This window comes from Polymorphobacter sp., assembly GCF_051860865.1.
In the GTDB taxonomy this organism is placed as follows: domain Bacteria; phylum Pseudomonadota; class Alphaproteobacteria; order Sphingomonadales; family Sphingomonadaceae; genus Sandarakinorhabdus.
The window spans coordinates 22,262-46,928 of the sequence record NZ_JBIMKZ010000009.1; the positions used below are offsets into that span (position 1 = coordinate 22,262).

Sequence of the window (24,667 nt, forward strand, 5' to 3'; positions counted from 1 at the left end):
CTTACCTCCGATAGCCACTAAAATCAATCATTCGTTCATAAAGCTTAACCATTCTGGCGCCGTTAATCGTCCATTTCAACATCGGTTGTGGGCGTCGCGAACTCGGCTTAAGGCAGGCGCGTGTTGACCATCCCGGCGCCGCTGCGCATCCCCGATTACCGCGCCTTCTGGGTCGCGCGCGTGTTCGCCACCATGGCTGGCATGATGATGGTGATCGTCATTGGCTGGCAGGTCTATGACATCGCCCGCGATACGATGCCGCCGCGCGAGGCCGCGTTCCTGCTCGGCATGATCGGGCTGGTGCAGTTTCTGCCGCTTCTCGTGCTCAGCCTGTTCATTGGCGTCATTGCCGACCGACTGGACCGGCGACACATGGCGCGCTTCGCCGTCGGGCTCGAGCTCGGCTGCGCTGCTGTGCTGGCCGGACTGGCGGCCTTTGATGCGATCACCCTGCCGGCGCTGTTCATCGTTGCCGGGTTGCTCGGCGTCGGCCGGGCCATTGCCGGGCCGGCGCTGGCGGCGCTGGCGCCCAACCTTGTGCCGCGCGACCTGCTGCCTTCGGCAATCGCGCTCAATTCGATCGCCTGGCAGGTCGGCGCCGTCGCCGGGCCGCCGCTCGGCGCCTATCTCTATGCGGTCAGCGACGAGACTTCCTATGGCGTCGCGGCGGCGATGTTCGGGCTGGCGCTGGTGGCATTGATGGCGATCGGCCCGGTGCCGCGGCCGGCACCGTCGACGCTGTCCCCTTGGCGCAGCATGGTCGAGGGGCTCGGCTATATGCGTCGCAACCAGATGGTGCTCGGGGCGATCACGCTCGATCTGTTCGCCGTGCTGCTCGGCGGCGCCACGGCGATGCTGCCGGTTTATGCGCGCGACATCCTGTTCGTCGGCGTCGAGGGGCTGGGGCCGCTGCGCGCCGCGCCGGCGGCGGGGGCGGCAGTGACGGCGCTGTTGCTGGCGATCCGGCCGTTGCGACGCAATGTCGGGCCGATCATGTTCGCCGGCGTCGCGGTTTTCGCGGTGGCCACCATCGTCTTCGGCTATAGCCGGTCGATGCCCTTGTCGCTGGCCTCGTTGGCGGTGCTGGGCGCGGCGGACATGCTGTCGGTCTATGTCCGCTCGTCGCTGATCCAGCTGCACACGCCCGATGACATGCGCGGGCGGGTATCATCCGTAGCAGGGCTGTTCATTTCGGCGACCAACGAGCTTGGCGAATTCAAGAGCGGGGTGACGGCCGCCTGGTTCGGCCCCGTTGAATCGGTGGTGATCGGCGGCATCGGCGCGCTGTTCGTCACCGGCATCTGGGCCTGGCGCTTTCCGGTGCTCCGCCGTGCCGATCGCTTCGATGCCCCTGACAGGCCGGAATAAGCACGATATAGTCTACCGATTCAGGAGGAAATGCCATGAAAGCCGACACCATCCTCGCCACCATCGGTAACACGCCGCACATCCGCATGGGCAAGCTGTTTCCCGATGCCGAAGTGTGGATCAAGTCCGAGCGCAGTAATCCTGGCGGTTCGATCAAAGACCGGATCGCGCTGGCAATGGTCGAGGCGGCCGAAGCTTCAGGCGCCTTGAAGCCGGGTGGCATCATCGTCGAGCCGACGTCGGGCAACACCGGAATCGGGCTGGCGATGGTAGCGGCGGTGAAGGGCTACAGGCTGATTCTGGTGATGCCCGAGTCGATGTCGATCGAGCGGCGGCGGCTGATGCTGGCTTATGGCGCCTCCTTCGCCCTGACCCCGCGCGAGAAGGGCATGAAGGGCGCCATCGAGCATGCCAGCGAGATCGTCGCGGCGACGCCGGGTGCCTGGATGGCCCAGCAGTTCGAGAACCCGGCCAATGTCGATGTCCATGTCCGCACCACGGCGCAGGAGATACTCGCCGACTTCGCCGAGACGCCGATCGACGCGCTGGTTACCGGGGTCGGCACCGGCGGCCATATCACCGGCGTCGCCGAGGTGCTGAAAGCGGCCTGGCCCGAGCTGAAGGTATTTGCCGTGGAGCCAAGCGCTTCACCGGTGATCTCCGGCGGCCAGCCGGCCCCGCATCCGATCCAGGGCATCGGTGCCGGCTTCATCCCCCGCAACCTTCACACCCAATTACTCGACGGCGCTATCACCGTGGAGGCCGCCGACGCCAAGGCGATGGCGCTGCGCGCCGCCGCCGAAGAGGGCATGCTGGTCGGCATTTCGTCCGGCGCCACGCTGGCCGCCATTGCTCAGAAGCTGCCCGAGCTGCCGGCCGGCAGCCGCGTGCTGGGCTTCAACTATGATACCGGCGAGCGCTACCTGTCGGTGCCGGATTTCCTGCCGACCGAGTGAGCCGGCACCAGCTCGACGACGACGATCTCGGGCGGCACGCCGATACGGATCGGCAGTACCGACGTGCCCAGCCCCGAGGAGACCAACAGCCAGCGGCCATTGATGCGGAACAGGCCGCGCCGATGGGCATCGTGAAACTCATTGACGGGCTTGCCGCCGATCAGCGGTAGCATCACTTGGCCGCCATGGCTGTGGCCGGCAAAATGCAGCTGTGTGGGCCCTCGGACAAGCTGGAAGGTTTCCGGCTCATGGCTCATTGAAATGATCGGCTTGCCGGGCGGCACGGCTTCGATCGCATGAATCAGTCCGTTGATCGGCGGCGGCAGGTGGGCGGCTGAATCAGCCCCCGCGATGACAAGCGGCCCGACATCGAGCCAGCTGCCGACCAGCAGCGGGATGCCAGCACGGGCGAAGACGCGCGGTGACCATAATTCATTGTCGTGATTGCCCATCACCGCCACGACCGCCAGCCGGGGCTTCAGCGCCGCCAGCGGCTCGATCGCCGTTTCAAAGGCCATGTGCGGCTTGTCCAGCAGCTTGCCACCCATCATGTCGCCGGTGATCAACACCAGGTCGGGAGACTGGACGTTGACCATATCGACGATCCGGCTGATCCGGCGCGGCGGCATGTCCTGCCAGCTGGCATGGATGTCGGTCAGGTGGACGACGCGGACCGGCTCCTGCAGCCCGGCAATCGGCACCCGGTAGCGGACGATGACCGGATCGACGACCGCGCCGGCCATCGCAAACAGCATGAATGCGACGGCGAGCGCCGCCAGCCGCCACAACATCGTCGATCCTTCAGGCTGCCTGCTTCAATTCGGCCTGGCCATAGAAGGTTTCGTGACGCTCCGCCATGTCGCGCAGCAGCTGCGGCGGGGTGAAGCGGTCTCCATGCGTGTCGGCCAGCCGGTCGAGAATGGCGACGACATTGGCGATGCCGACCGTATCCATATGGCTGAACGGCCCGCCGCTGTGCGGGATGAACCCCCAGCCGAAGATGGCGCCGAGATCACCATCCTGCGGTGTCTCCACCACGCCCTCGGCGAAGCAGCGCGCCGCCTCCACCAGCTGGCGATAGACGAGCCGCTCCTCGACCTCCTCGGCCAGCGGCTGATCCTCGGCAAGCTGGCCGGCGACGGTCGCTACCAGCTCGGGCCAGAGCTGCTTCTTGCCGCCATCGTCCGGATAGACATAGAAGCCCTTGCCGTTCTTGCGACCGTGGCGGCCAAGCTCGTTCATCTTCTCGATGACGGCGTCGGCCGGGCTGGCGACATAGGCGTCGCCGAGATCGGCCTTGGTCTGCTTGCCGACCTTTAGCGAGAGGTCGAGGCCGACCTCGTCAGTGACCGCCAGCGGGCCGACCGGCATCCCCATCTGCTTGCCGACATTTTCGATCAGCGCCGGGTTGGTACCCTCGGCGAGCAGGGTCAGCCCCTCCGAGACATAGGTGCCGAAACAGCGCGAAGTGTAGAAACCGCGGCTGTCATTGACGACGATCGGCGTCTTGCGGATGGCGGCGACGAAATCCAGCGCCTTGGCGATGGCTTCCGGCCCGGTCTGCTTGCCGACGATGATCTCCACCAGCGGCATCTTCTCGACCGGCGAGAAGAAATGGATCCCGATGAAGTTCGCCGGCTTCGACCAGGCCTCGGCGAGTCCGGTGATCGGCAGCGTCGAGGTGTTCGAGCCGAAGACGGTGTCGGCGCCGACGACGGCCTCGACCTTCCGGGTCACCTCGGCCTTGATCTCGCGGCTCTCGAACACCGCCTCGATGATCAGGTCGCAGCCCTTGAGATCCTCATAGGCGGTAGTGGCATGGATCAGGCCGAGGATCGCCTCCGCCTTGTCGGCATCGGTGCGTCGCTTGGCGAGCCGGTCGGCGGTATATTGCTTGCCCTTGTCGGCCGCCTCCTGCGTCGTGTCGAGCAGCACCACCTCGATTCCGGCCTGCGCCGCGACCATGGCGATGCCCGACCCCATCAGCCCGGCGCCGAGCATGCCGATCTTCTTCGGCAGCATCTTGGCGACGCCGTGCGGCCGCCGCGCACCCTTCTCGGCCGCCTGCTTGGAGACGAACAAGGTGCGGATCATGTTGCCAGCCTGCGGGTCGGCGATGACCTTGGTGAAATATTTGCTCTCGATCCGGAGCGCCGTGTCCATCGGCAGCTGCGCGCCTTCATAGACGGCCGACAGGATCGCCCGGGGGCCGTTGAGATTATTCTGGGTGGCCTTGGTGGTCATCGCCGTGCCGGCAATGAAGGTCTGCACGAAGCCGGGATTGAACTGGCCGACGCCGCCGGGGAATTTGAACCCCTTCTGGTCCCAGGGCTGGATGCCGCCCTTGGGATTGGCCAACACCCAGGCCCGTGCCGTCTCCACCACATCGTCGAGCGGCGCCAGCGCCTGCATCACGCCGAGGCCGACCGCCTCCTGCGGGCTCATCGTCTTGCCCTGCAGCAGGTACATCAGCGCCGGCTGCACGCCCATCAGCCGCGGCAGCCGCTGGGTGCCGCCGGCCCCCGGGAACAGCCCGACCAGCACTTCCGGCAGCCCCAGCTTGATCTTCGGGTCATCGGCGACGACGCGGTGATGACAGGCGAGAACGAACTCGAGCCCGCCGCCCAGCGCCAGGCCGTTGACGGCCGCCGCCACCGGCTTGCCGCAGGTCTCCATCGCCCGCAGCAGGCTGTTCAGCGACCAGACGCTGTCGAACAGCCGGGCCATCCGCGAACGGCCATCGTCCTCGCCGGCCTCGAACAGCTTGCCGATGCCCTTCAGGTCGGCGCCCGCCATGAAGCCGGATTTCTTGCCGCTGGTCAGCACGGCGCCCTTGATCGCCTCGTCGGTCTCGAGCTGCTCGACTGCAGCCGCCAGCTGCTGCGTCAGCTCGGGGGTGATGACGTTCATCGACTGGCCAGGGACGTCGATGGTCATGATCAGGATGCCGTCGGCATCAATCTGTGTGTGAAGTGCGGTGTCGCTCATCTGATGTTCCTTCGTCTGGTCGCGGTCAGATGCGCTCGATAACGGTGGCGGTGCCCATGCCGGCGCCGATGCACAGCGTGACAAGCGCCGTGCCCTTGCCGCTGCGCTCCAGCTCGTCGAGCACGGTGCCGAGGATCATCGCCCCGGTGGCGCCAAGCGGATGGCCCATGGCGATCGAGCCGCCGTTGACGTTGATCTTGTCGTGATCGATGTTCAGCGCCTGCATGTAGCGCAGCACGACGCTGGCAAAGGCCTCGTTCAGCTCGAACAGGTCGATGTCGTCGGTGGTCATGCCCAGCCGCTTCAGCAGCTTCTCGGTGACCGGCGTCGGCCCGGTCAGCATGATCGTCGGCTCCGAGCCGATCGAGGCCATGCCGAGGATGCGGGCGCGCGGCTTCATCCCGTATTTCTCGCCGATTTCGCGGTTGCCGAGCAGCACGCCGGCGGCGCCGTCAACGATCCCGCTCGAATTACCGCCGGTATGGACATGGTTGATCTTCTCGACCTCGGGATAGCGCAGCAGCGCCACCGCATCGAAGCCCGGCATGTCCTCGCCGATGCCCGTGAAGGCCGGGTTGAGGCTGCCGAGCGACTGCATGTCGGTCGAGGGGCGCATGTGCTCGTCACGGTCCAGCACCACCTCGCCAATGACATCGCGCACCGGCACGATCGAGCGGGCAAACCGCCCTTCCGCCCATGACCGGGCGGCGCGCTTCTGGCTCTCGACCGCATAGGCGTCGACATCGTTGCGGCTGAAGCCATATTTGGTGGCGATCAGGTCGGCGCCGATGCCCTGGGGCGCGAAATAGCTGTGGAAGGCCACCGCCGGGTCCATCGCCCAGGCGCCGCCGTCCGCGCCCATCGGCACGCGCGACATCGATTCGACGCCGCCGCCGATGGCGAAGCAGGCCTCGCCGGTGATCACCTTGGCGGCGGCCATGTTCACCGCTTCCAGCCCGGAGGCGCAGAAGCGGTTGACCTGCACGCCCGCCGTGGTCTCGGCATAATTGGCGTTGATCGCGGCAACGCGCGGGATCACCGCGCCCTGCTCGCCGACCGGCGACACGCAGCCGAAGATGACATCGTCGACATCGGCGGTATCGATGCCGTTGCGGTCCCGGATCGCCTCGAGCACCTGGGTGCTGAGCTGGATCGGCGTGATCTCGTGCAGCTTGCCGTCCTTGCGGCCTTTGCCGCGCGGCGTGCGGACGGCATCATAGATGAGGGCTTCGGCCATGGTGTCTCTCCCGGGACTGTCGTTATCGTTCAGAAGGCGTCGGCCGGCATGGCCATCATCGTGGCGCTGCCGGCTTCGAGTTTTTTGCGCAGCGCCGTGGTGTCGGGCAGGTAGCGTTCGGCATAGTAGCGCGCGGTGATCAGCTTCGTCTCATAAAATGCGGCATCATCGGCACCGGCGGCCAGCGCCTCGACACTGGCGCGCGCCATCACCAGCCACATATGGCCGAGCGCGGTGATGCCCATCAGATGCATATAGGCGGTGCTCGCCGCACCGGCATTGTCCGGGTTGGACAGGCCGTTCTGCATCAGCCACATCGTCGCCGCCTGGACATCGCCAAGCGCCCGCGTCAGGCCGGCCTTCAGCGTGTCGAGCTGCGGGTCGGTGGTGCCGTCCAGCGCCTCCTGGATCAGCGCCAGCCAGGCCCGAAGCCCGCGGCCGCCGTTCAGCGCCAGCTTGCGGCCGACCAGATCGAGCGCCTGAATGCCGTTGGTGCCCTCGTAAATCTGGGCGATGCGGGCGTCGCGGACGAACTGCTCCATGCCCCATTCGCGGATATAGCCATGGCCGCCGAAGACCTGTTGGCTGGTGGTGGCGATGTCATAGCCCTTGTCGGTCAGATAGCCCTTGATCACCGGTGTCAGCAGGCCGATCAGATCATCGGCCAGTTCGCGCGCCTCGGGCGTCGCCGCCTTGCGCGACAGGTCGACCTGCAACGCGCCCCAGAGGATCAGCGCCCGGGCGCCCTCGTTGAAAGCGCGACCGTCCATCAGCATCCGCCGCACATCGGGATGAACGATGATCGGGTCGGCCTTGTCGTCCGGCGACTTGGCGCCGGTCAGCGACCGGCCCTGGCGGCGATCCCGCGCATAGGCGACGGCATTCTGATAGGCTACCTCGCCCTGCGACAACCCCTGGACGCCGACACCGAGCCGGGCGGCGTTCATCATGATGAACATCGCCCGCAGGCCCTTCATCTCCTCGCCGATCATGTAGCCGGTGGCGCCGTCATAGTTCATCACGCAGGTCGAATTGGCGTGGATGCCCATCTTGTGTTCGATCGACCCGCAGCTGACGCCGTTGCGGGCACCGAGGCTGCCATCATCGTTGACGAGGAACTTGGGCACGATGAACAGGCTGATGCCCTTCACCGTGTCGGGGGCGCCCTCGGTCTTGGCCAGCACCAGATGGACGATGTTCTCGGCCAGGTCATGCTCCCCGGCGGAGATGAAGATCTTGGTGCCGGTGATGGCATAGCTGCCGTCCTCGTTGCGGACGGCGCGGGTGCGGATCAACCCGAGGTCGGTGCCGCAATGCGGCTCGGTGAGGTTCATGGTGCCGGTCCAGCGGCCCTGTACCATCGGCGGCAGCCATCGGGCCTGCTGCTCGGCGCTGCCGACCGCGGCGATCGCCGACTGGGCACCCTCGGACAGGCCGGGGTACATGGCGAACGCCATGTTGGCGCTCGACAGATATTCCTGCACGGCGGTGCCGACGACATAGGGCAGCCCCTGCCCGCCCCATTCCGGCTCGGCCATCAGCGTGCCCCAGCCGCCCTCGACGAACTGGTCATAGGCGGCCTTGAAGCCAGCCGGTGTGGACACCGAGCCATCGTCGTGGCGGGTGCAGCCCTCGATGTCCCCGGGCAGGTTGAGCGGGGCCAGCACCTCCTCGCAGAATTTGCCGCCGGCCTCGAGGATGGCGGCCACCATGTCCGGCGTCGCCTCGGCGAAGCCCGGCAGATTGGCGTATTTGTCGAGGCCGACGACGGCCTGCAGCACGAACTGGCTGTCCTTCACGGGGGCATGGTACAGCGGCATGATCTTTACTCCTGCGCAGCAGCGGGGGCGAGCTGGCTCTCGACGATCGCACAAAAGCTTTGCAGTTCCTCGATCGTCGCATCGATATCGGCGCGCTGGGCCAGCAGCGCGTCGATCCGCGCCCGGCATTTGTCGAGCGTCACCTCGCGCTGGCGGGTGCGGCCATCGTCGAGATCGTAGAGATCGATCATCTCGCGAATCTCGGCGAGGCTGAAGCCGACATTCTTGCCGCGCAGGATCCATGCCAGCCGGGTGCGGTCGCGGCGGCTGTAGATGCGGCTCTGGCCGTTGCGCTCGGGGGTCAGCAGGCCTTCATCTTCATAAAGACGAAGCGCGCGAGGGGTGACGTTGAATTGCTGGGACAGCTCGGAGATGGTGAACCGTTCGGCACCAACGTCGATATCCGGGGTTAGAACCAGTGTCATACCTTCAAGCTAGTTTCCGTTTACGTTAACGTCAAGTATCAGCCCGCCCTCCTCGACCCGCCGATAGAAGCAGCTGCGCTGGCCGGTGTGGCAGGCCGGGCCGGCCGGCTCGACCTTCAGCCACAGCGCATCCTGGTCACAGTCGATCCGCATTTCGATCACGCGCTGGATGTGGCCGGAGGTGGCGCCCTTGTGCCACAGTTCGGAGCGGGACCGGCTCCAATAGTGCGCCTCGCCGGTGGCGAGCGTGGCGGCCAGCGCATCGGCGTTCATGTGCGCCACCATCAGCAACTCGCCGCTGGTCGCATTGGTGGCGATCGCGGTGATCAGGCCATTGGCGTCCCAGCGGGGATCGAGACGGGTGCCGGTTTCACGCGGGTGGGACATATGACATTTCCGTGGCGGTTAAGGGGGCGACAATCGCCGAAGCAATCCCTATATGCCGGCTCAGCGCGGCGCTGGCGAGGCACCATGAATCCTGAAAATTCCATGATCATCACCAACCCCTGGGATGCCCAGTGGGGTGACGACGACCATCTCCACGAGGAATGCGGGGTTTTCGGCGTCTGGGGCGCCGATGGCGCCGCGGCCGTCACCGCACTCGGACTGCACGCCCTCCAGCATCGCGGCCAGGAGGCCGCGGGCATCACCACTTTCGACGGCAAGGACTTCCACACCCACCGGGCCATGGGCCATGTCGCCGGCAACTTCGATTCGGACGAGGTGATTCGCAAGCTCAAAGGCGATGTCGCCATCGGCCACAACCGCTATTCCACGACCGGCGAGACCGCCGTCCGCAACGTCCAGCCGCTCTATGCCGATCTCGCCACCGGCGGCTTTGCCGTCGCCCATAACGGCAATATTTCCAACGCGATGACGCTGAAGCGCGAGCTCGTCCGGCGTGGCGCCATCTTCCAGTCAACCTCCGACACCGAGGTCATCATCCACCTCGTTGCCACCTCCGCCTACCGCACGCTGCTCGACCGGTTCATCGATGCGCTGAAGCGGGTGGAAGGCGCCTATTCGCTGATCTGCCTGACGTCCGAGGGCATGCTCGTCTGCCGCGACCCGCTCGGCATCCGCCCGCTGGTGCTCGGCCGGCTCGGGGACAGCTATATCCTCGCCTCCGAGACCGTAGCGCTCGATGTTGTCGGCGCCACCTTCCTGCGCGCTGTCGAGCCCGGCGAGCTGATCATCCTGTCGCCCAAGGGCCTGCGCTCGCTGCGGCCGTTTGCCGACATGCGGCCGCGCCCCTGCGTCTTCGAGCAGGTCTATTTCTCCCGCCCCGATTCGATGGTCGACGGATTGAGTGTCTATCAGGTGCGCAAGGCCATCGGCGCCGAGCTGGCGCGTGAAAGCCCGGTTGAGGCCGACATGGTGGTGCCGGTGCCGGATTCGGGCACGCCGGCGGCCATCGGCTATGCCCAGGCCTCGGGCCTGCCGTTCGAGCTCGGCATCATCCGCTCGCACTATGTCGGCCGCACCTTCATCCAGCCCGGCGACCAGATCCGCAACCTCGGCGTCAAGCTCAAGCACAATGCCAACCGGGCGATGATCAAGGGCAAGCGGATCGTGCTGATCGACGATTCGATCGTTCGCGGCACCACCTCGGTCAAGATCGTCCAGATGCTGCGCGAGGCCGGCGCCGAGGAGGTGCACATGCGCATCGCCAGCCCGCCGACCGCCCACAGCTGCTATTACGGCGTCGACACGCCCGAGCGTTCGAAGCTGCTGGCCGCCCAGATGAGCGTCGACCGGATGCGCGAATATATCCAGGTCGACAGCCTGGCCTTTCTGTCCATCGACGGTCTCTACCGCGCCGTCGGCGAACCGAGCCGCGACAACAACGCCCCGCAATATTGCGACGCCTGCTTCACCGGCGACTATCCCACCCGCCTTACCGACCAGGAAGATAATGACGTGCCCGACCAGCTCAGCCTGCTTGCCGAACGCGTGATCTGATGACCGATACGCTATCCGCCAAGCCGCTTGCCCTTGTTACTGGTGCCAGCCGCGGTATCGGCGCCGCCACTGCCGTGGCGCTCGCCGCCGCCGGCCATCACGTCATCATCACCGGCCGCAAGGACAAGGATCTCGAGGTCACCGACGACGCCATTTCGGCCGCCGGCGGCACCGCCACCATCGCGCCGTTCGACCTGACCGACAGCGAGGCGATCGACCGTCTGGCCAGCGCGCTGGCCAATCGCTGGGGCCGGCTCGACGTGCTGGTCCTCAACGCCGCCCAGCTCGGCACGCTGGCGCCGCTGCCGCATATCGAGCCCAAGGAATGGGACCGGGTGATCGCCACCAACCTGACCGCCAACTGGCGGCTGCTGCGCGCCCTCGATCCGCTGCTGCGCCAGGCCGGTGCCGCTCGGGTCATCGCCCTCACCTCTTCGGTCGGCAGCACGCCGCGCGCCTATTGGGGCGCCTATGCCGCCAGCAAGGCGGCGCTGGAGAACCTCGTCGCCACCTATGGCCTCGAAGTCGGCGGCATTAGTGCTGTCCGCACCCATGTCATCAATCCCGGCGCTACCCGCACCGCGATGCGCGCCCGCGCCTATCCGGGCGAGGACCCGACCACCGTCCAGCCGCCCGAGGACGTGGCGGCGATGGTGCTGGCAGCCGTGAACGCCTGATACGAGAAGGGCCGGCGGTTTCCCGCCGGCCCTTCATTGTCGGATGACGCCGATCAGTTGGCCTGTTCGTCGCCCACCGGGGTGCTGCCCATGGCACCCGGGGTCACGCCGCTGTTGCTTGCGGCCTCTCCAGCGCGTTTCCTGGCCTTTTTGTCGGCCTTCTTCTCGGTGCGGCTGTCCGCGCGATCAGCCGCGGTCTCGGTGTCCGCGCTGCGGGCGCCCTGATTGGTCGGATTCGGCGTCCCCGTGCCGGGTTGCCCAACACTGGACTGCTGGGCCAGGACTGGGGCTGCGAAAAGCGCCGCAACAGCGGCAACGGTCATCATACGCATGGCAACACTCCTCAATATGCTGGCAGCATGTGCATGCTGCGAACCGGCTTTGCGTCCGGCCTTGACCGCATGTTAGGGCGCGTTGTCGCCTCTGCCTGAACCTCGACTAAATGCCGGGATGGACCGTGCCATCGGCCGGACGGGATGCCCCGCCGGCCATCCGCCGCTGCCAACGCATCATCCCGCCGACCAGACCGAATCCGGCAATCAGCATCGCCCAGCTTGCCGGCTCGGGGACCGACGCCAGCGCCGCCGGATAGCCATAGCCGCCTTCCGGCAGCGCTTGCAGCGCCCCACTCAGGCTGGTCAGCGAGCCGCCGTCAGACACCGAAACGCCGGTCACCTTTGCGGTGCTGAAGAAGTCGACCGTGCCTTCGTCATACAGGTCATAGGCATGGAGCGAGGACAGCAAAGTGAACGACGAGCCTGCCGCCAACGTGAACGACACCGTCAGGTCGGTGCCCGGATAGTCGCCGGTAATACAGCTGTTGAACAGGCTCGGGCACAGCCGGTCGACATCGAGGACGGCGTGATTGGTGCGGAGGTTGTTGCGCGTCGTCAGTGCGTTCGGCGGCAGGTTGGCGTAAGTCCGGAACACCCCGGTGACGCCGTTGGTCGTCGTCTGCGAGCCGGTCGGCGTGTAGATCGTCGAGATCTCGTTGACCCCCTGGCGAACATCGACGGTGTAGGTGTCGGTCGCCTCGTCGTAGATAACCCGCGAGCCGCCGGCACCGGGTACACCGGCGTTGTTCTGGTAGCGGTAATAGCCCTGATAATAGGCTGGCTGGAAGGCGTTGAAGAGATTGACCTGGTCCGGCGTCGTCTTGCGCATCCACAATTCGGAATAGAGGTCACCATTGGCCGTTGGCTGCACGAAGGGATTGGTGCCGCTGTAGGTCTGGGGCTGGCCGCCCAGCGCCCAGCCGTCGCCCCGCAGCGCATAGACGCTGAAATTCGCTCTCGCCGTGGCATTTGGCCCTTCAAATGCATCGAAAACATTGATGTTGCCGTCTATCGCGAAGGTGAAACTGACCGTGACATTGCTTCCCGGCGTACCGGCCACGGTGAACGTATCGACCCAATTCGAGGTCGCATATTGCCGGTTCGTCGCGGTGCCGCTCGAATAGATCTTGTTGACCCCAAAATCGGTATAGGCCCGGCTGTCCGCCCCACCGAAACTCGTTGAAACCAGCTGCCCCGCCACGGCGCTGGACAGCGATTCTCTTGGTTCCACACCGGGACCGGTCTGGCGCGACTCGACGGCGCTCAATATCTGCTGAGCCTCTGCCGCTGAACCTAGAGTCAATCCGACAGCAACAATCAGCCACGCGCGCAGCGCGCGATTATGTGAACGCAGCATTCTGTAAGCCCCCAGCAACACTGCCGAACCCGTCCAGCAGCCATGCTATACTACTGAATAACGACTGATATCGGAGTCAACTGAAATTTAATATTAATGTCAGCGCTCTGCTTCGTCCTCCGTGTGCATCCACAGCGTGTGGCTATCGATCCGCAGCCGGATGATCGCGGCGAGCGCCGCCGTCCGCGCCTTGACCTCGTCCAGCGCAGCATCGCGCGCCAGCCGCTCGGCAACAAGCCGGTCGGCGAGGTCGATGCCGCCGAGCGCATGGCCTTTCCGCTGCCGCGCCGCCGCCGCTGCCGAGGCGTCTGCCGCCACCGCCGCCTGCTCCCACGCCTGAAGATAGCCAAGCGCCAGCGCGGCATCCTCGGCGGCCACCGCATCGACGACGATCCGCGTCGCCGCCAGCTCGGAGAGTGCCGAACTCGCCATCGCCGCCGCCTGGTCGGCCGCCGCCGCCCGCGCCCGCCCGCCAAGCGGCATCGACAATATCAGCCCGACCCCGCGCTCATTGCCGCCCTGCTCCGAAAACGCCCGCACGCCGATGCTCGGATCGGCGATCCGGTCCCGCGCCGCCCGCGCCTTCAAGGCATCCGCATGCACCACATCGGCCGCGGAGGCGCCGATCTCATGGCTGCGCTCGACGATCAGCGCCTTGAGCCGGGCGATGCCATCGGGCGGGATCGACGGCACCGGCAACGGCGGCGGCGAGGCCGGCAGCGGCAGGGTCGGGAAGGTCGCCGCCAGCGACGCCCGCGCCGCCCGTGCTCTCGCCGCCGCCCCAGTGGCGACCGCGCGGACGGCCGCTTCGGCCGCCAGCGCCTGGTCCAGCTCGAGCGCGCTGGCGTCACGCAGTTCCAGCCGCCGCCGCGTCGCGGTCACCGCGCTGCCGAGGATGGCGGCGGCCTCGTCCAGCGTCCGCGCCTCGGCGGCGGCGCCGGTCCAGGCCCACCATTGGTCGGCGAGCAGCAGCGCTGTCTGGTGACGGACGTCGTCGGCGCGGTTGTCGGCCGCCGACACCGCCGCCTCACCGGCCCGCCGGTCGAGCGTGCCCTTGCCCGCCAGGCGGATGGGCCGGGTGAACTGCAGGTCATATTCGGAGACCACGCCGACGCCGCGCACGTCACGCCGTTGCAGCACTCCCTGCGCGGTGATCTCCTGCGAGCCGACCGCCAACCCGCGCGCCGAGGCCCGCGCTGCCGCGATCCGCGCCCGCGCCGCGACCACGCGCGGATGGCTGTCCAGCGCCTCGGCCACCGCCGGCTCCGGTGGCATCCCGGGCTCGGCCCGCACCGGCGCCGCCGCCAGCAGCAGCAGGACAATCAGCCGCCTCATGCCGACTTCCCTTCGCCGAAGCGCGCATAGAGCAACGGCAGCAGCACCAATGTCAGCAGCGTCGCGCTGACCAGCCCGCCGATGACGACGATGGCCAGCGGCTTCTGGATCTCGGACCCCGGCCCGGTGGCGAACAGCAGCGGCACCAGCCCGAAGGCAGCGATGCTGGCGGTCATCAGCACCGGCCGCAGCCGCCGCCGCGCGCCGAGGTCGACCGCTTGCGCCAGCCCCAGGCCGGTGGCGCGCAGCTGGCGGATGTAACTGACCATCACCAGCCCATTGAGCACCGCGATGCCGAGCAGCGCGATGAACCCGACCGACGCCGGCACCGACAGATATTCGCCGCTCGCCCACAGCGCAAGAATGCCGCCGACCAGCGCAAACGGGATCATCAGCAGGATCAGTATGGCCGGCCGTAGTGCCCGAAAGGTCAGCACCAGCAGTGCCAGGATCAGCCCCAGCGCCACCGGCAGCACCACCGACAGGCGCTCGGCGGCGCGCTGCTGGTTCTCGAACTGCCCGCCCCAGACGATCCGGTAGCCGGCCGGGAGCGGCACCTCGGCGGCGATCCGCGCCTGCGCCTCGCCGACATAGCCAACGATATCGCGGCCCGAGACGAACGCCTGCACCAGTGCGAAGCGCGAGCCATTCTCATGCTCGAGCTTCACCGGCCCGGCCACCCGCGCCACCTCGGCGACGTCGCCGGCCCGCACCAGCTGACCGCCGGCGCCGACCAGCGGCGTGTCGGCCAGCGCGCCGGCGCCGTCTGCGGACGCACTGCCGCCCGAATTGATCATCACCGGCACCCGCCGCAGCCCCAGGGTGACGCTGCCGGCCGGCAGGCCCTCGAGCTGGGCGCGCAGCGTGTCCTGCACGCCGGTCACGGTCACCCCGGCGCGGCCCGCCGCCTCGCGGTCGATCGTCAGCTGCAAATAATCGACCGTATCGTCGGCGACGGTGATTACCTCGGTAGCCCCCGGCGTCGCCCGCAGCCGCGCCGCCACCTCGGACGCCAGCCGCGACAGCTCGGCAAGATCGGGACCGAAGATCTTCACGGCGAGGTCGCCGCGCGCGCCGGTCAGCATCTCGGAAACGCGCATCTCGATCGGCTGGGTGAAACTCGGTTCGATGCCAGGGTGGCGGGAGAGCGCCAGCCGCAGCTTCTCGGTCAGCGCCGCCTTGTCGGCGACCTGCCACTGGTCACGCGGCTTCAGCGTCAGGAACATATCGGTCTCATTGAGACTCATCGGATCGAGCCCCAGCTCGTCGGTGCCGAGCCGCGCGATCGCGCCGGTCACCTCGGGCACCGCGGCCAGCACGGTCTTCTGCACGGCGAGGTCGCCGTCGATGCTGTGGTCGAGCCCGACCGAAGCGTGCTTGGCGAGCTGCACCAGCACCGTGCCCTCATCGAGCGTCGGCAGGAAGATCTTGCCGACGCTCGTATAGGCAAAGCCGGCGACGACCAGCGCCGCCAGCGCGATGCCGACGACCACCCCCTGCCGGTTCCGCGCCGCCTTCAGCACCCGCGCATAACCGGGGTTGAGCCGCTGCATCAGCCACGGCTCGTGATGCGCGCCGCCCTTCAACATCACCTCGGCCAGCATCGGCACCAGCGTCAGCGCCAGCAGCAGCGAGCCGGCCAGCGCAAGCACGATGGTCACGGCCACCGGCGCGAACAGCTTGCCTTCCAGACCCTGCAGCGCCAGCAGCGGCAGGAACACGAGGATGATGATCAAGATGCCGGAGGCCACCGGCTGGATGACCTCGCCGGTGGCGCCCGCCACCCGCTCGCGCCGCGACGCCCCGTCGGTGGCCGACAGCCGCTCGACGATATTCTCCACCACCACCACGGCGCCGTCGACGAGCAGGCCGATGGCGATCGCTAGACCGCCCAGGCTCATCAAATTGGCGCTCAGCCCGAAGCCGCGCATCAGGATGAAGGTGATCAACGCCGCCATCGGCAGCGCCGCCGTCACCACCAGCGCCGCGCGCCAGTCGCCGAGGAACAGCAGCAGCAGGATGACGACGAGCACCGCCGCCTCGAGCAGCGCCTTTTCTACCGTCCACACCGAATGGTCGATCAGCTCCGAACGGTCGTAGAAGACGCCCATCTTCATCCCCGCCGGCAGTGTCGGCGCCAGCTCGGCGAGCCGCGCCTTGACGCCGGCGACGACTTCCTCGGCATTGCTGCCGCGCAGGCCGATGACCACCGCCTGCACCGTCTCGCCGCGCCCCTGTGCCGTCACCGCGCCGTAGCGGGCGAGGCTGCCGATGCGCAGCGCCGCCACGTCGCGGACACGGACCGGGCCGGTGGCGCCGACGCGGATCACCGTTGCTCCCAGCGCGTCGAGCGTCTGCACGGCGCCGACGGCGCGGACGATCAGCGCCGACTCGCCTGCCGCCGCCCGTCCGGCGCCGTCGTTGCGGTTGCCGGCCTCCAGCGCCGCGCGCAGCGTATCGAGGTCGATTCCGGCCGCGGTCAACGCCGCCATGTCCGGCACCACCTCGAAGGTCTCGACGCGGCCGCCGAGCACATTGACATCGGCAACGCCCGGCACCGTGCGCAGCGCTGGGCGAACGACATAATCGAGCACGCGGCGGCGCTCGGCGAGGCCCTGCGGGCCATCGAGCGTGAACATGAACATGTCGCTCAGCGGCGTCGAGATCGGCGCCAGCCCGCCGGTGACGCCCTCGGGCAGCTCGCCGACCACGGCGGCGAAGCGCTCGGCCACCTGCGCCCGTGCCCAGTAGATGTCGGCATTGTCGGAAAAGCTGATGGTGATGTCGGCGATGGCGTATTTGGCCACCGACCGCATCACCTGCTGGTCAGGCATGCCCAGCATCTGCTGCTCGATCGGCGTGATGACCCGCGCCTCAACCTCCTCGGGCGTCATCCCCGGCGCCTTGAGGATCAGCTTGACCTGGGTTGGCGCGATCTCCGGAAAGGCATCGATCGGCAGCGTCGCGAACGACCAGCCACCGGCAATCACCACAAGCAGCGCCAGCGCCGCCGTGATCCAGCGTCGCGCCAGCGCCGTATCGACCAGCCGCTGCAGCATCAGCGGTCGGCCGTCGCGCGAAGCTCGGGCAGGTTGCTCGTCGCCACCCGCTCGCCGGGCTTGAGGCCCGAGACGATCACCGCCGCCTCCCCGGCCCCCACCGCCCTCTCAACCGTTCGCGCGCTAAATCCCCTGGCCGTCTTCACGAACACCAGGTCGACGCCGTCGGCCTGTACCAGCGCATCGGTCGGCACGGTCACCGCGCCTTCAGGCGCCGCCGCCAGCAGCGACACCGGCAGCAGCCGGCCGCCGATCAAGGCACCCCCGTCCTCCAGCCGCGCCCGCGCCGCAAAGGCCCGCGTCGCCGGATCGATCGCCCCGGCGACTGTTTCCAGCCGGCCACGACGACCGTCGCGGGTCATCACCGCCATGCCCGGCTTCACCGCGCCGGCCAGCCGCTCGGGCAGCTGCAGCGCCAGCCAGCGGCTGCCATCGGCCTCGATGACGAACGGTGCCGTCATTCCATCGACCGGCGCCCCGGCTTCGATCGACATGCTCGCCACGCGGCCGGCGATCGGCGCCACCAGTCGCACCGTGCCATCCTTGTCCGCCCCGGCACGGGACAACAATCGCCGTGCCTCGCGGGCGTCGATGCCCGCCTCGGCATCGGCCGCCACGGCGCTGTCGGCGCGCGCGCCGGCGACCACGCCTTCACGTGCCAGCGTCGCCATCCGCGCCGCCTCGGCGCCGGTCATCTGCTGCCGCGCCTCGGCCCGGGCCAAGTCGCCGGCCAGCACCAGCGCGTCGCGGCTGACCATGGTCGCCAGAAGCTGCCCGCGCCGCACCGCCTGGCCGGGTTGAACCGCAACGCTCTGCACCATCCCGGCAAAGGGCGCGGCCACGGCGACGCGCGATCCCGGCGGCTGCACGACCGTCGCCGGCAATTCGGCCACCACCACCTCGGCCGCCGCCTGCGCCACGGCCGTCTTCGGCGCCACCACCGGCAGCACCGGCGCGGGCGGCGGCGGGTCCTCGCCGCATCCGACCAGGATAGCAGCCATCAGCAAGGGCGGGACGAGGCGTTTCATCCCCTGTTCATCGCAACCAGAGCTTGCACCAACCTGTCAATCTGTCAGCTTGCGGCAAGATTGCCGCGCTAGACCGGGCGGCCATGGAGCCCCCGATGCGCCTCTTGCTGGTCGAAGACGATGGCGACCTCGCCGCCAGGCTGTCACGACGCCTGACCACCGCCGGGTTCGCCGTCGACATCGCCGCAGACGGCGCCACGGCGCTTGCCTGGCCCGATCTCGCCAGCCATGCGGCGATCATCCTCGATCTCGGCCTGCCCGGCATCGACGGCATGGCCGTGCTGCGGCGATGGCGCAGCGCCGGGCTGCGCACGCCGGTCATCATCCTCACCGCGCGCGGCAGCTGGCAGGAGAAGGTCGAGGGGCTGAATGCCGGCGCCGATGATTTTGTCGTCAAGCCCGTCCATTCCGAGGAGCTGATCGCCCGCATCCACGCCCAGGTCCGCCGCGTGCAGGACCAGGGCGCTCCGGCGCTGGTGGTCGGCGACCTTGTCCTCGATCCGGTGGCCCGCACCGCCAGCCGGGCCGGCGCAGCGCTCGACCTGTCGCGCCAGGAGTTCCGGCTGCTGGAGACGTTCATGCGCCGTCCCGGCAGCATCCTGTCGCAGGCGGACCTTCTCGAGCGGCTCTATCCGCTGGCGGCGGAGCGGGACTGGAACGCGCTGGAGGTCCAGGTCAGCCGGCTGCGCCGCAAGCTCGGCGGCCCGGCGATCACCACCGTGCGCGGCCTCGGCTATCGGCTCGACCGATGAACGACAGGCCATGACAACGCTCGGCCTGCGCGCCCGCTTCAGCCTCGCCATGCTGGCCTGGGTGACGCTGGGCCTGCTCGCCGTCGGCCTGTCGGCGAGCGCGCTGTTCCGCAGCCATGTCGAACAGGTTTTCCACGCCGAGCTGGAGGAGCATCTGGTCGAGCTGATCGGACTGACCGAGATCGATGCCGGCGGCCGGCCCCGGCTGGCCCGGCCGGTCTCCGACCCGCGCTTCGGCGCCCGCGGCTCCGGCTATTACTGGCAGATCAGCCATGATGACGGCCTTCTGCTGCGCTCGCCGTCGCTCGGCACAGCCAGCCTCGATGACCGGCTGGCGCACAGCGAGGGCATCACCCATATCCGCGCGCCCGGCCCCGCCGGCCCGGCGATGGTCTATGGCATGACCCGCCGCAGCACCGGCGGCGAGACGCTGCACTTCCTCGTTGCTACCGATACCCGGCACCTCGAGGGGCTGGTGGCCGATTTCCGCCGGGACCTGCTGGTCTGGCTCGCCGCGCTGGCTGCCGCGCTCATTCTTGGCGCGGCGCTGGCGCTACAACTCGCCACAAGGCCGCTTGACCGGCTCGGCGCCGCCGTTGCCGCCGTGCGCGCCGGCAACGCGCGGCGGATGGGCAAACCCTGGCCCAGCGAGATCGCCCCGCTGGCCGCCGACCTCGACAGGCTGCTGGACAGCCGCGAGGCGATGGTTGCCGCAGCACGGATCGAATCGGGCAATCTCGCCCATGGCCTGCGGACCTCGCTGGCCGTCCTCACCGACGAGGCCGAGACGCTCGCAGACCAGCCGGCCGGCGCCACCTTGCTTGCCGAATGCCGCCGCATCGCCCGCCAGCTCGACTGGCACCTCGCCCGTGCCCGCGCCGCCGCCGGCCAGGGTCCCGTCCGCAATAGCAGCCTGCCCGCCGCCCTCGCGCCGCTGCTCAGCGCCATGACCCGGCTGCACCAGGGCCGCGATATCCGCTTCACCGCCAACGGCCCGGAAGCCAGCCTCGCCATCGACCCCGAGGCCTTCGCCGAAATCCTCTCCAACCTGCTCGACAATGCCGGCAAATGGGCCAGCGCGGAGGTGGACATCGACTGGCAGACGAGCGCCGGCCGGGTGACGCTGCAGGTCACCGACGATGGCCCGGGCATTCAGGAGGGGGCGCTGGAACGGCTGTTCGTCCCCGGCGTGCGGCTGGACGAACAGGTACCCGGCCACGGCCTCGGGCTCGCCATCGCCCGCGATCTCGCCGAGGCCGCGCATGGCACGCTGGTGCTGGCCCCGCGCGCCGATGGCCGCAGCGGCACCACCGCCATGCTCACATTGCACGCGGGCGCGAATTCCTAAGCGCGGGCGCGGCGGGCCTTGTCGAGCTTCTTCAGCAGCATGTCGCGCTTCAGCTTGCTCAGATGATCGATGAACAGCACGCCGTTCAGATGGTCCATCTCGTGCTGGAGGCAGGTGGCCAGCAGCCCGTCCATCTCCTCCTCGTGCACGGCGCCCGTCTCGTCCTGCCAGCGGGCGCGGATTCGCGCCGGCCGGTCGACATCGCCGAACAGCTCGGGCACTGACAGGCAGCCCTCGCTGTACACCGACATCTCCTCCGATTCCCACAGGATCTCCGGGTTGATGAACACCCGCGGCTCGTTGCGGCGGACCAGCTCGGGCTCGTCGCCGCCCTCGGTCGCTTCCGGTGCCTCCGGCTGCGGATCGACCGGCGGTTGCAGGTCCATCACCAGCAGCCGCTCGGCGACGCCGACCTGGATCGCCGCCAGCCCGATGCCGGGCGCGTCATACATGGTCTCGAACATGTCGGCGATCAGCGCGCGATGCGCGTCGGTCACCTCCCCGATAGGCTTGCTGATCGTGCGCAGCACCGGGTCCGGGGCTTCGAAAATGGGAAGAATGGCCATGGCTGTCAGCTAGGGAGCCATACGGGCATCGTCAAGCTGCCGCCGCCTAGGCCACCGGTCGCCGCGCCCGCAGCGCCAGCGTCAGCGTGCCCTCGTCCATATAATCGAGTTCGCCGCCCACCGGCAGCCCATGCGCCAGCTGGGTGATCGCCACGCCGCTGCCGGCCAGCCGGTCGGCCAGATAATGCATCGTCGTCTGCCCCTCCAGCGTCGCGTTCATCGCCAGCACCACCTCGCAAACCTCGGACCCGCTGATCCGCGCCACCAGCGCCTCGATCGCCAGGTCCTCTGGCCGCACCCCCTCCAGCGCCGAGAGCCGCCCGCCCAGCACATGAAACCGCCCGGCAAACAGCCGCTTGCCGTCGAGCGCCCAGAGATCGGGCACATCCTCGACGACGCACAACAGCGTGGGATCGCGCTTCGGGTCGGTGCAGATGCTGCACGGGTCCCGCGTCTCGATATTGCCGCACACCGAGCAGGTGACCAGCGACCGCGCCACTGCCTCCAGCGCCGCTTGCAGCGGCGCCAGCGCCGTCTCGCGCCGCTTGAGCAAATGCAGCACGGCGCGGCGGGCCGAACGCGGGCCGAGACCCGGCAGCCGGGCGAGCGCCTGGGTCAACGCATCGATCTCGGGGGAGGCCATGGCACAGACATGCCATCCGGCTTTCGCAACCGCAACACTTCCCGCGACGGACCCCATGCGCTAGAGACCCCGGCAAACGAGAGAAGGAACCAGACATGACCGCCGTCGGCAATGACAGCCTCAACACCCGTCGCAGCCTCGATGTGGAAGGCACCGCCTATCATTATTACAGCCTGCCGGCGGCGGCCGAGGCGTTGGGCGATGTCGGTCGCCTGCCCTATTCGATGAAGGTGCTGTTCGAGAATCTGTTGCGCTTCGAAGACGGCGGCAGCGTCAAGATCGACGATCTGAAGGCGATGATCGCCTGGGGTGAGACCCGCCGCTCCAATCACGAGATCAACTATCGCCCGGCCCGCGTGCTGATGCAGGACTTCACCGGCGTCCCCTGCGTCGTCGATCTCGCCGCCATGCGCGATGCGATGACCATGCTCGGCGGCGATCCGCAGAAGATCAACCCGCAGGTTCCTGTCGACCTCGTCATCGATCATAGCGTCATGGTCGACGAATTCGGCAATGCCAGCGCCTATGAAGACAATATGGACCTCGAATACGCGCGCAACATCGAGCGTTACGAGTTCCTGCGCTGGGGCTCGTCGGCGCTGAAGGGCTTCCGCGTCGTCCCGCCGGGCACCGGCATCTGCCACCAGGTCAATCTCGAATATCTGGCCAAGGCGGTCTGGAGCTCCGAGGATGTCTCGGGCCACACCGTCGCCTATCCCGATACTGTCGTCGGCACCGACAGCCACACCACGATGATCAACGGCCTCGGCGTGCTCGGCTGGGGCGTCGGCGGCATCGAGGCGGAAGCCGCGATGCTCGGCCAGCCGGTGTCGATGCTGATCCCCGAGGTCGTCGGCTTCAAGCTCTCCGGCACGCTGGCCGAGGGCATCACCGCCACCGATCTCGTGCTGACGGTCACCCAGCAGCTGCGCGCCCACGGCGTCGTCGGCCGCTTCGTCGAATTCTTCGGCCCCGGCCTCGATGCGCTGACGCTCGCCGACCGCGCCACCATCGCCAACATGGCCCCGGAATATGGCGCCACCTGCGGCTTCTTCCCGATCGACACCAAGACCATCGACTATATGCGCCTTACCGGCCGCGATGCGCACACGCTGGCGCTGGTCGAAGCCTATTGCCGCGCCCAGGGCCTGTGGCGCGATGCGACCACCGCCGATCCGGTGTTCACCGATGTGCTCAGCCTCGATCTCTCCACCGTCCAGCCTAGCCTCGCCGGCCCGCGCCGCCCGCAGGACAAGGTGCTGCTCGGTGACGCCAACACCGCCTTCGAATCCGAGCTGCAGGGCGGCTACAAGCAGGCCGAGCGGATGGACATCCGCGTCCCCGTCGACGGCGCCAACCATGGCCTCGGGCATGGCGACGTCGTCATCGCCGCCATCACCAGCTGCACCAACACCTCGAACCCCAATGTTCTCGTCGCCGCCGGCCTCGTCGCCCGCAAGGCCCGCGCCAAGGGCCTCAAGACCCAGCCCTGGGTGAAGACCAGCCTCGCGCCGGGCTCCAAGGTCGTCACCGATTATTTCGCCAAGTCCGGCCTGCAGGAGGACCTGGACGCGCTCGGCTTTAACCTCGTCGGCTATGGCTGCACCACCTGCATCGGCAACTCCGGCCCGCTGCCCGAGCCGATCAGCGAAGCGATCCACGCTCATGATCTCGTCGCCACCAGCGTGCTGTCGGGCAATCGCAACTTCGAGGGCCGGGTCTCGCCGGATGTTCGCGCCAACTATCTCGCCTCCCCGCCGCTGGTCGTCGCCTATGCGCTGGCCGGTACCATGCGCAGGAACCTCACCACCGATCCGATCGGTGAAGGCTCGGACGGCCAACCGGTCTATCTGAAGGACATCTGGCCTACCAATGAGGAAGTCTCGGCGATGGTCCTCTCCTCGGTGACACCGGAGATGTTCGAGGCGCGTTACGCCAATGTCTTCGCCGGCGATGCCCGCTGGCAGGCGATCAAGGTCGAAGGCGGCGCGACGTACAAGTGGAACGCCGCCAGCACCTATGTCCAGAACCCGCCCTATTTCGAGGGCATGACCATGACCCCCAAGCCCGTCGCCGACGTGCACCGCGCCCGGGCGCTGGCCAAATTCTCGGATTCGATCACCACCGACCACATCTCGCCCGCCGGCTCTATCAAGGAAGTCTCGCCCGCCGGTGCCTATCTCTCGGAACGCCAGGTCGCCCGTGCCGAGTTCAACTCCTATGGCGCGCGCCGCGGCAACCATGAAGTGATGATGCGCGGCACCTTCGCCAACATCCGTATCCGCAACGAAATGGTCCCCGGCGTGGAAGGCGGCATCACCCGCCACGTACCCTCGGGCGCCGAGCTGCCGATCTATGATGCTGCCATGCGCTATAAGGACGAAGGCACGCCGCTGATCGTCCTCGCCGGCAAGGAATATGGCACCGGCTCGTCGCGCGACTGGGCGGCCAAGGGCACCATGCTGCTCGGCGTCCGCGCCGTCATCGCCGAAAGCTTCGAGCGCATCCACCGCTCGAACCTGATCGGCATGGGCGTGCTGGCGCTGGAGTTTGCCGAGGGCACCTCGCGCACCACCATCGGCCTGACCGGCGAGGAACTCTTCGACATCGAAGGCCTCGACACGCTCAAGCCGCGCCAGACGCTGATGGTTCATTTCACCCGCCCGGATGGCAGCACCGGCACCTTCGCCACGCTGGCCCGCATCGATACCGAGCAGGAGCTCGAATATTTCTATGCCGGCGGCATCCTGCCCTATGTGCTGCGCAACCTGGCGACTGCGTAACCAACGAACCTCCGGCCCTCCCGGAAGG

The 24,667-nt window shown here is 67.9% G+C and carries 19 protein-coding genes and 1 pseudogene; 7 read left to right on the forward strand and 13 right to left on the reverse strand.

Translation table 11 applies throughout. The features are described from left to right. The first annotated feature begins 120 nt into the window (after positions 1 to 120). Both ACTIFJ_RS03025 and cysK read left to right on the forward strand, forming a co-directional pair. The gene (locus ACTIFJ_RS03025; protein WP_439532608.1) at positions 121 to 1,368 is read left to right on the forward strand and encodes an MFS transporter; all 1,248 of its coding nucleotides are present in this window, start codon (positions 121 to 123) and stop codon (positions 1,366 to 1,368) included. 35 nt (positions 1,369 to 1,403) lie between these two features. Beyond that, entirely contained in the window at positions 1,404 to 2,324 is a 921-nt protein-coding gene (gene cysK, locus ACTIFJ_RS03030; RefSeq protein WP_439532609.1) for a cysteine synthase A, read from the forward strand. Here cysK and ACTIFJ_RS03035 read toward each other — a convergent pair. The 6 genes from ACTIFJ_RS03035 to hisI are packed head-to-tail and all read right to left on the reverse strand — an operon-like array spanning position 2,288 to position 9,181. Next, positions 2,288 to 3,115, reverse strand: coding sequence for a metallophosphoesterase (locus tag ACTIFJ_RS03035; RefSeq protein ID WP_439532610.1), 828 nt, complete (start codon positions 3,113 to 3,115; stop codon positions 2,288 to 2,290). The two genes, cysK and ACTIFJ_RS03035, sit on opposite strands and share 37 nt — an antisense overlap. 10 nt (positions 3,116 to 3,125) lie before the next feature. Further along, positions 3,126 to 5,312: a 3-hydroxyacyl-CoA dehydrogenase NAD-binding domain-containing protein gene (locus ACTIFJ_RS03040; protein WP_439532611.1), complete on the reverse strand. Its 2,187-nt coding sequence runs from the start codon at positions 5,310 to 5,312 to the stop codon at positions 3,126 to 3,128. A gap of 25 nt (positions 5,313 to 5,337) precedes the next feature. Further along, positions 5,338 to 6,549, reverse strand: coding sequence for an acetyl-CoA C-acetyltransferase (locus ACTIFJ_RS03045; protein ID WP_439532612.1), 1,212 nt, complete (start codon positions 6,547 to 6,549; stop codon positions 5,338 to 5,340). 29 nt (positions 6,550 to 6,578) lie between these two features. Then, the gene (locus tag ACTIFJ_RS03050; protein ID WP_439532613.1) at positions 6,579 to 8,369 is read right to left on the reverse strand and encodes an acyl-CoA dehydrogenase C-terminal domain-containing protein; all 1,791 of its coding nucleotides are present in this window, start codon (positions 8,367 to 8,369) and stop codon (positions 6,579 to 6,581) included. A 5-nt stretch (positions 8,370 to 8,374) separates the two neighbouring features. After that, positions 8,375 to 8,794 (reverse strand): MerR family transcriptional regulator, encoded by a 420-nt coding sequence (locus ACTIFJ_RS03055; protein ID WP_439532614.1) that lies wholly within the window; start codon positions 8,792 to 8,794, stop codon positions 8,375 to 8,377. Between the two features lie 9 nt (positions 8,795 to 8,803). Then, entirely contained in the window at positions 8,804 to 9,181 is a 378-nt protein-coding gene (gene hisI, locus ACTIFJ_RS03060) for a phosphoribosyl-AMP cyclohydrolase (RefSeq protein WP_439532615.1), read from the reverse strand. Positions 9,182 to 9,283: 102 nt separating this feature from the next. Between hisI and purF the strand changes: the two genes are divergently transcribed. Together purF and ACTIFJ_RS03070 are read left to right on the forward strand one after the other, a co-directional pair. Next, the gene (gene purF / locus ACTIFJ_RS03065) at positions 9,284 to 10,756 is read left to right on the forward strand and encodes an amidophosphoribosyltransferase (protein ID WP_439532616.1); all 1,473 of its coding nucleotides are present in this window, start codon (positions 9,284 to 9,286) and stop codon (positions 10,754 to 10,756) included. Continuing rightward, positions 10,756 to 11,433 (forward strand): SDR family NAD(P)-dependent oxidoreductase, encoded by a 678-nt coding sequence (locus ACTIFJ_RS03070; RefSeq protein WP_439532617.1) that lies wholly within the window; start codon positions 10,756 to 10,758, stop codon positions 11,431 to 11,433. Before purF ends, ACTIFJ_RS03070 begins: the two co-directional genes overlap by 1 nt. A gap of 53 nt (positions 11,434 to 11,486) precedes the next feature. Here the strand turns inward: ACTIFJ_RS03070 and ACTIFJ_RS03075 are convergent, their stop codons facing one another. From ACTIFJ_RS03075 to ACTIFJ_RS03095, 5 genes and pseudogenes are all read right to left on the reverse strand, one after another. After that, positions 11,487 to 11,765 (reverse strand): hypothetical protein, encoded by a 279-nt coding sequence (locus tag ACTIFJ_RS03075; protein WP_439532618.1) that lies wholly within the window; start codon positions 11,763 to 11,765, stop codon positions 11,487 to 11,489. 106 nt (positions 11,766 to 11,871) lie between these two features. Continuing rightward, positions 11,872 to 12,033: pseudogene (locus ACTIFJ_RS03080) on the reverse strand (PEPxxWA-CTERM sorting domain-containing protein); the annotation flags it as partial. Between the two features lie 1,191 nt (positions 12,034 to 13,224). Beyond that, on the reverse strand, positions 13,225 to 14,460 hold the full coding sequence (locus tag ACTIFJ_RS03085) for a TolC family protein (RefSeq protein ID WP_439532619.1): 1,236 nt from the start codon (positions 14,458 to 14,460) through the stop codon (positions 13,225 to 13,227). Continuing rightward, a complete protein-coding gene (locus ACTIFJ_RS03090) occupies positions 14,457 to 17,519 on the reverse strand; it encodes an efflux RND transporter permease subunit (RefSeq protein ID WP_439532620.1) in 3,063 nt (1,020 codons plus the stop codon). Before ACTIFJ_RS03090 ends, ACTIFJ_RS03085 begins: the two co-directional genes overlap by 4 nt. Next, the gene (locus ACTIFJ_RS03095) at positions 17,519 to 18,547 is read right to left on the reverse strand and encodes an efflux RND transporter periplasmic adaptor subunit (RefSeq protein WP_439532621.1); all 1,029 of its coding nucleotides are present in this window, start codon (positions 18,545 to 18,547) and stop codon (positions 17,519 to 17,521) included. The genes ACTIFJ_RS03090 and ACTIFJ_RS03095 overlap by 1 nt, the downstream gene beginning before the upstream one ends. A gap of 95 nt (positions 18,548 to 18,642) precedes the next feature. On the opposite strand from ACTIFJ_RS03095, the gene ACTIFJ_RS03100 reads away from it, so the two are divergent. Both ACTIFJ_RS03100 and ACTIFJ_RS03105 read left to right on the forward strand, forming a co-directional pair. Continuing rightward, positions 18,643 to 19,299, forward strand: coding sequence for a response regulator transcription factor (locus ACTIFJ_RS03100; RefSeq protein ID WP_439532622.1), 657 nt, complete (start codon positions 18,643 to 18,645; stop codon positions 19,297 to 19,299). 10 nt (positions 19,300 to 19,309) lie between these two features. Beyond that, complete coding sequence (locus ACTIFJ_RS03105) at positions 19,310 to 20,647, forward strand: sensor histidine kinase (protein ID WP_439532623.1); 1,338 nt, start codon at positions 19,310 to 19,312, stop codon at positions 20,645 to 20,647. Here the strand turns inward: ACTIFJ_RS03105 and def are convergent. Next, entirely contained in the window at positions 20,644 to 21,213 is a 570-nt protein-coding gene (gene def / locus ACTIFJ_RS03110) for a peptide deformylase (RefSeq protein ID WP_439532624.1), read from the reverse strand. The two genes, ACTIFJ_RS03105 and def, sit on opposite strands and share 4 nt — an antisense overlap. Positions 21,214 to 21,259: 46 nt before the next feature. After that, on the reverse strand, positions 21,260 to 21,856 hold the full coding sequence (gene recR / locus ACTIFJ_RS03115; protein WP_439532625.1) for a recombination mediator RecR: 597 nt from the start codon (positions 21,854 to 21,856) through the stop codon (positions 21,260 to 21,262). Between the two features lie 95 nt (positions 21,857 to 21,951). Between recR and acnA the strand changes: the two genes are divergently transcribed. Then, on the forward strand, positions 21,952 to 24,639 hold the full coding sequence (gene acnA, locus ACTIFJ_RS03120) for an aconitate hydratase AcnA (protein ID WP_439532626.1): 2,688 nt from the start codon (positions 21,952 to 21,954) through the stop codon (positions 24,637 to 24,639). Positions 24,640 to 24,667 lie beyond the last annotated feature (28 nt).

Coding starts and splice junctions, on each gene's coding strand:
- cysK (WP_439532609.1), top strand. CDS start 1,404: ATGAAAGCCGACACCATCCTCGCCACCATCGGTAACACGCCGCACATC.
- ACTIFJ_RS03035 (WP_439532610.1), bottom strand. CDS start 3,115: ATGTTGTGGCGGCTGGCGGCGCTCGCCGTCGCATTCATGCTGTTTGCG.
- ACTIFJ_RS03040 (WP_439532611.1), bottom strand. CDS start 5,312: ATGAGCGACACCGCACTTCACACACAGATTGATGCCGACGGCATCCTG.
- ACTIFJ_RS03045 (WP_439532612.1), bottom strand. CDS start 6,549: ATGGCCGAAGCCCTCATCTATGATGCCGTCCGCACGCCGCGCGGCAAA.
- ACTIFJ_RS03050 (WP_439532613.1), bottom strand. CDS start 8,369: ATGCCGCTGTACCATGCCCCCGTGAAGGACAGCCAGTTCGTGCTGCAG.
- ACTIFJ_RS03055 (WP_439532614.1), bottom strand. CDS start 8,794: ATGACACTGGTTCTAACCCCGGATATCGACGTTGGTGCCGAACGGTTC.
- hisI (WP_439532615.1), bottom strand. CDS start 9,181: ATGTCCCACCCGCGTGAAACCGGCACCCGTCTCGATCCCCGCTGGGAC.
- purF (WP_439532616.1), top strand. CDS start 9,284: ATGATCATCACCAACCCCTGGGATGCCCAGTGGGGTGACGACGACCAT.
- ACTIFJ_RS03070 (WP_439532617.1), top strand. CDS start 10,756: ATGACCGATACGCTATCCGCCAAGCCGCTTGCCCTTGTTACTGGTGCC.
- ACTIFJ_RS03075 (WP_439532618.1), bottom strand. CDS start 11,765: ATGCGTATGATGACCGTTGCCGCTGTTGCGGCGCTTTTCGCAGCCCCA.
- ACTIFJ_RS03085 (WP_439532619.1), bottom strand. CDS start 14,460: ATGAGGCGGCTGATTGTCCTGCTGCTGCTGGCGGCGGCGCCGGTGCGG.
- ACTIFJ_RS03090 (WP_439532620.1), bottom strand. CDS start 17,519: ATGCTGCAGCGGCTGGTCGATACGGCGCTGGCGCGACGCTGGATCACG.
- ACTIFJ_RS03095 (WP_439532621.1), bottom strand. CDS start 18,547: ATGAAACGCCTCGTCCCGCCCTTGCTGATGGCTGCTATCCTGGTCGGA.
- ACTIFJ_RS03100 (WP_439532622.1), top strand. CDS start 18,643: ATGCGCCTCTTGCTGGTCGAAGACGATGGCGACCTCGCCGCCAGGCTG.
- ACTIFJ_RS03105 (WP_439532623.1), top strand. CDS start 19,310: ATGACAACGCTCGGCCTGCGCGCCCGCTTCAGCCTCGCCATGCTGGCC.
- def (WP_439532624.1), bottom strand. CDS start 21,213: ATGGCCATTCTTCCCATTTTCGAAGCCCCGGACCCGGTGCTGCGCACG.
- recR (WP_439532625.1), bottom strand. CDS start 21,856: ATGGCCTCCCCCGAGATCGATGCGTTGACCCAGGCGCTCGCCCGGCTG.
- acnA (WP_439532626.1), top strand. CDS start 21,952: ATGACCGCCGTCGGCAATGACAGCCTCAACACCCGTCGCAGCCTCGAT.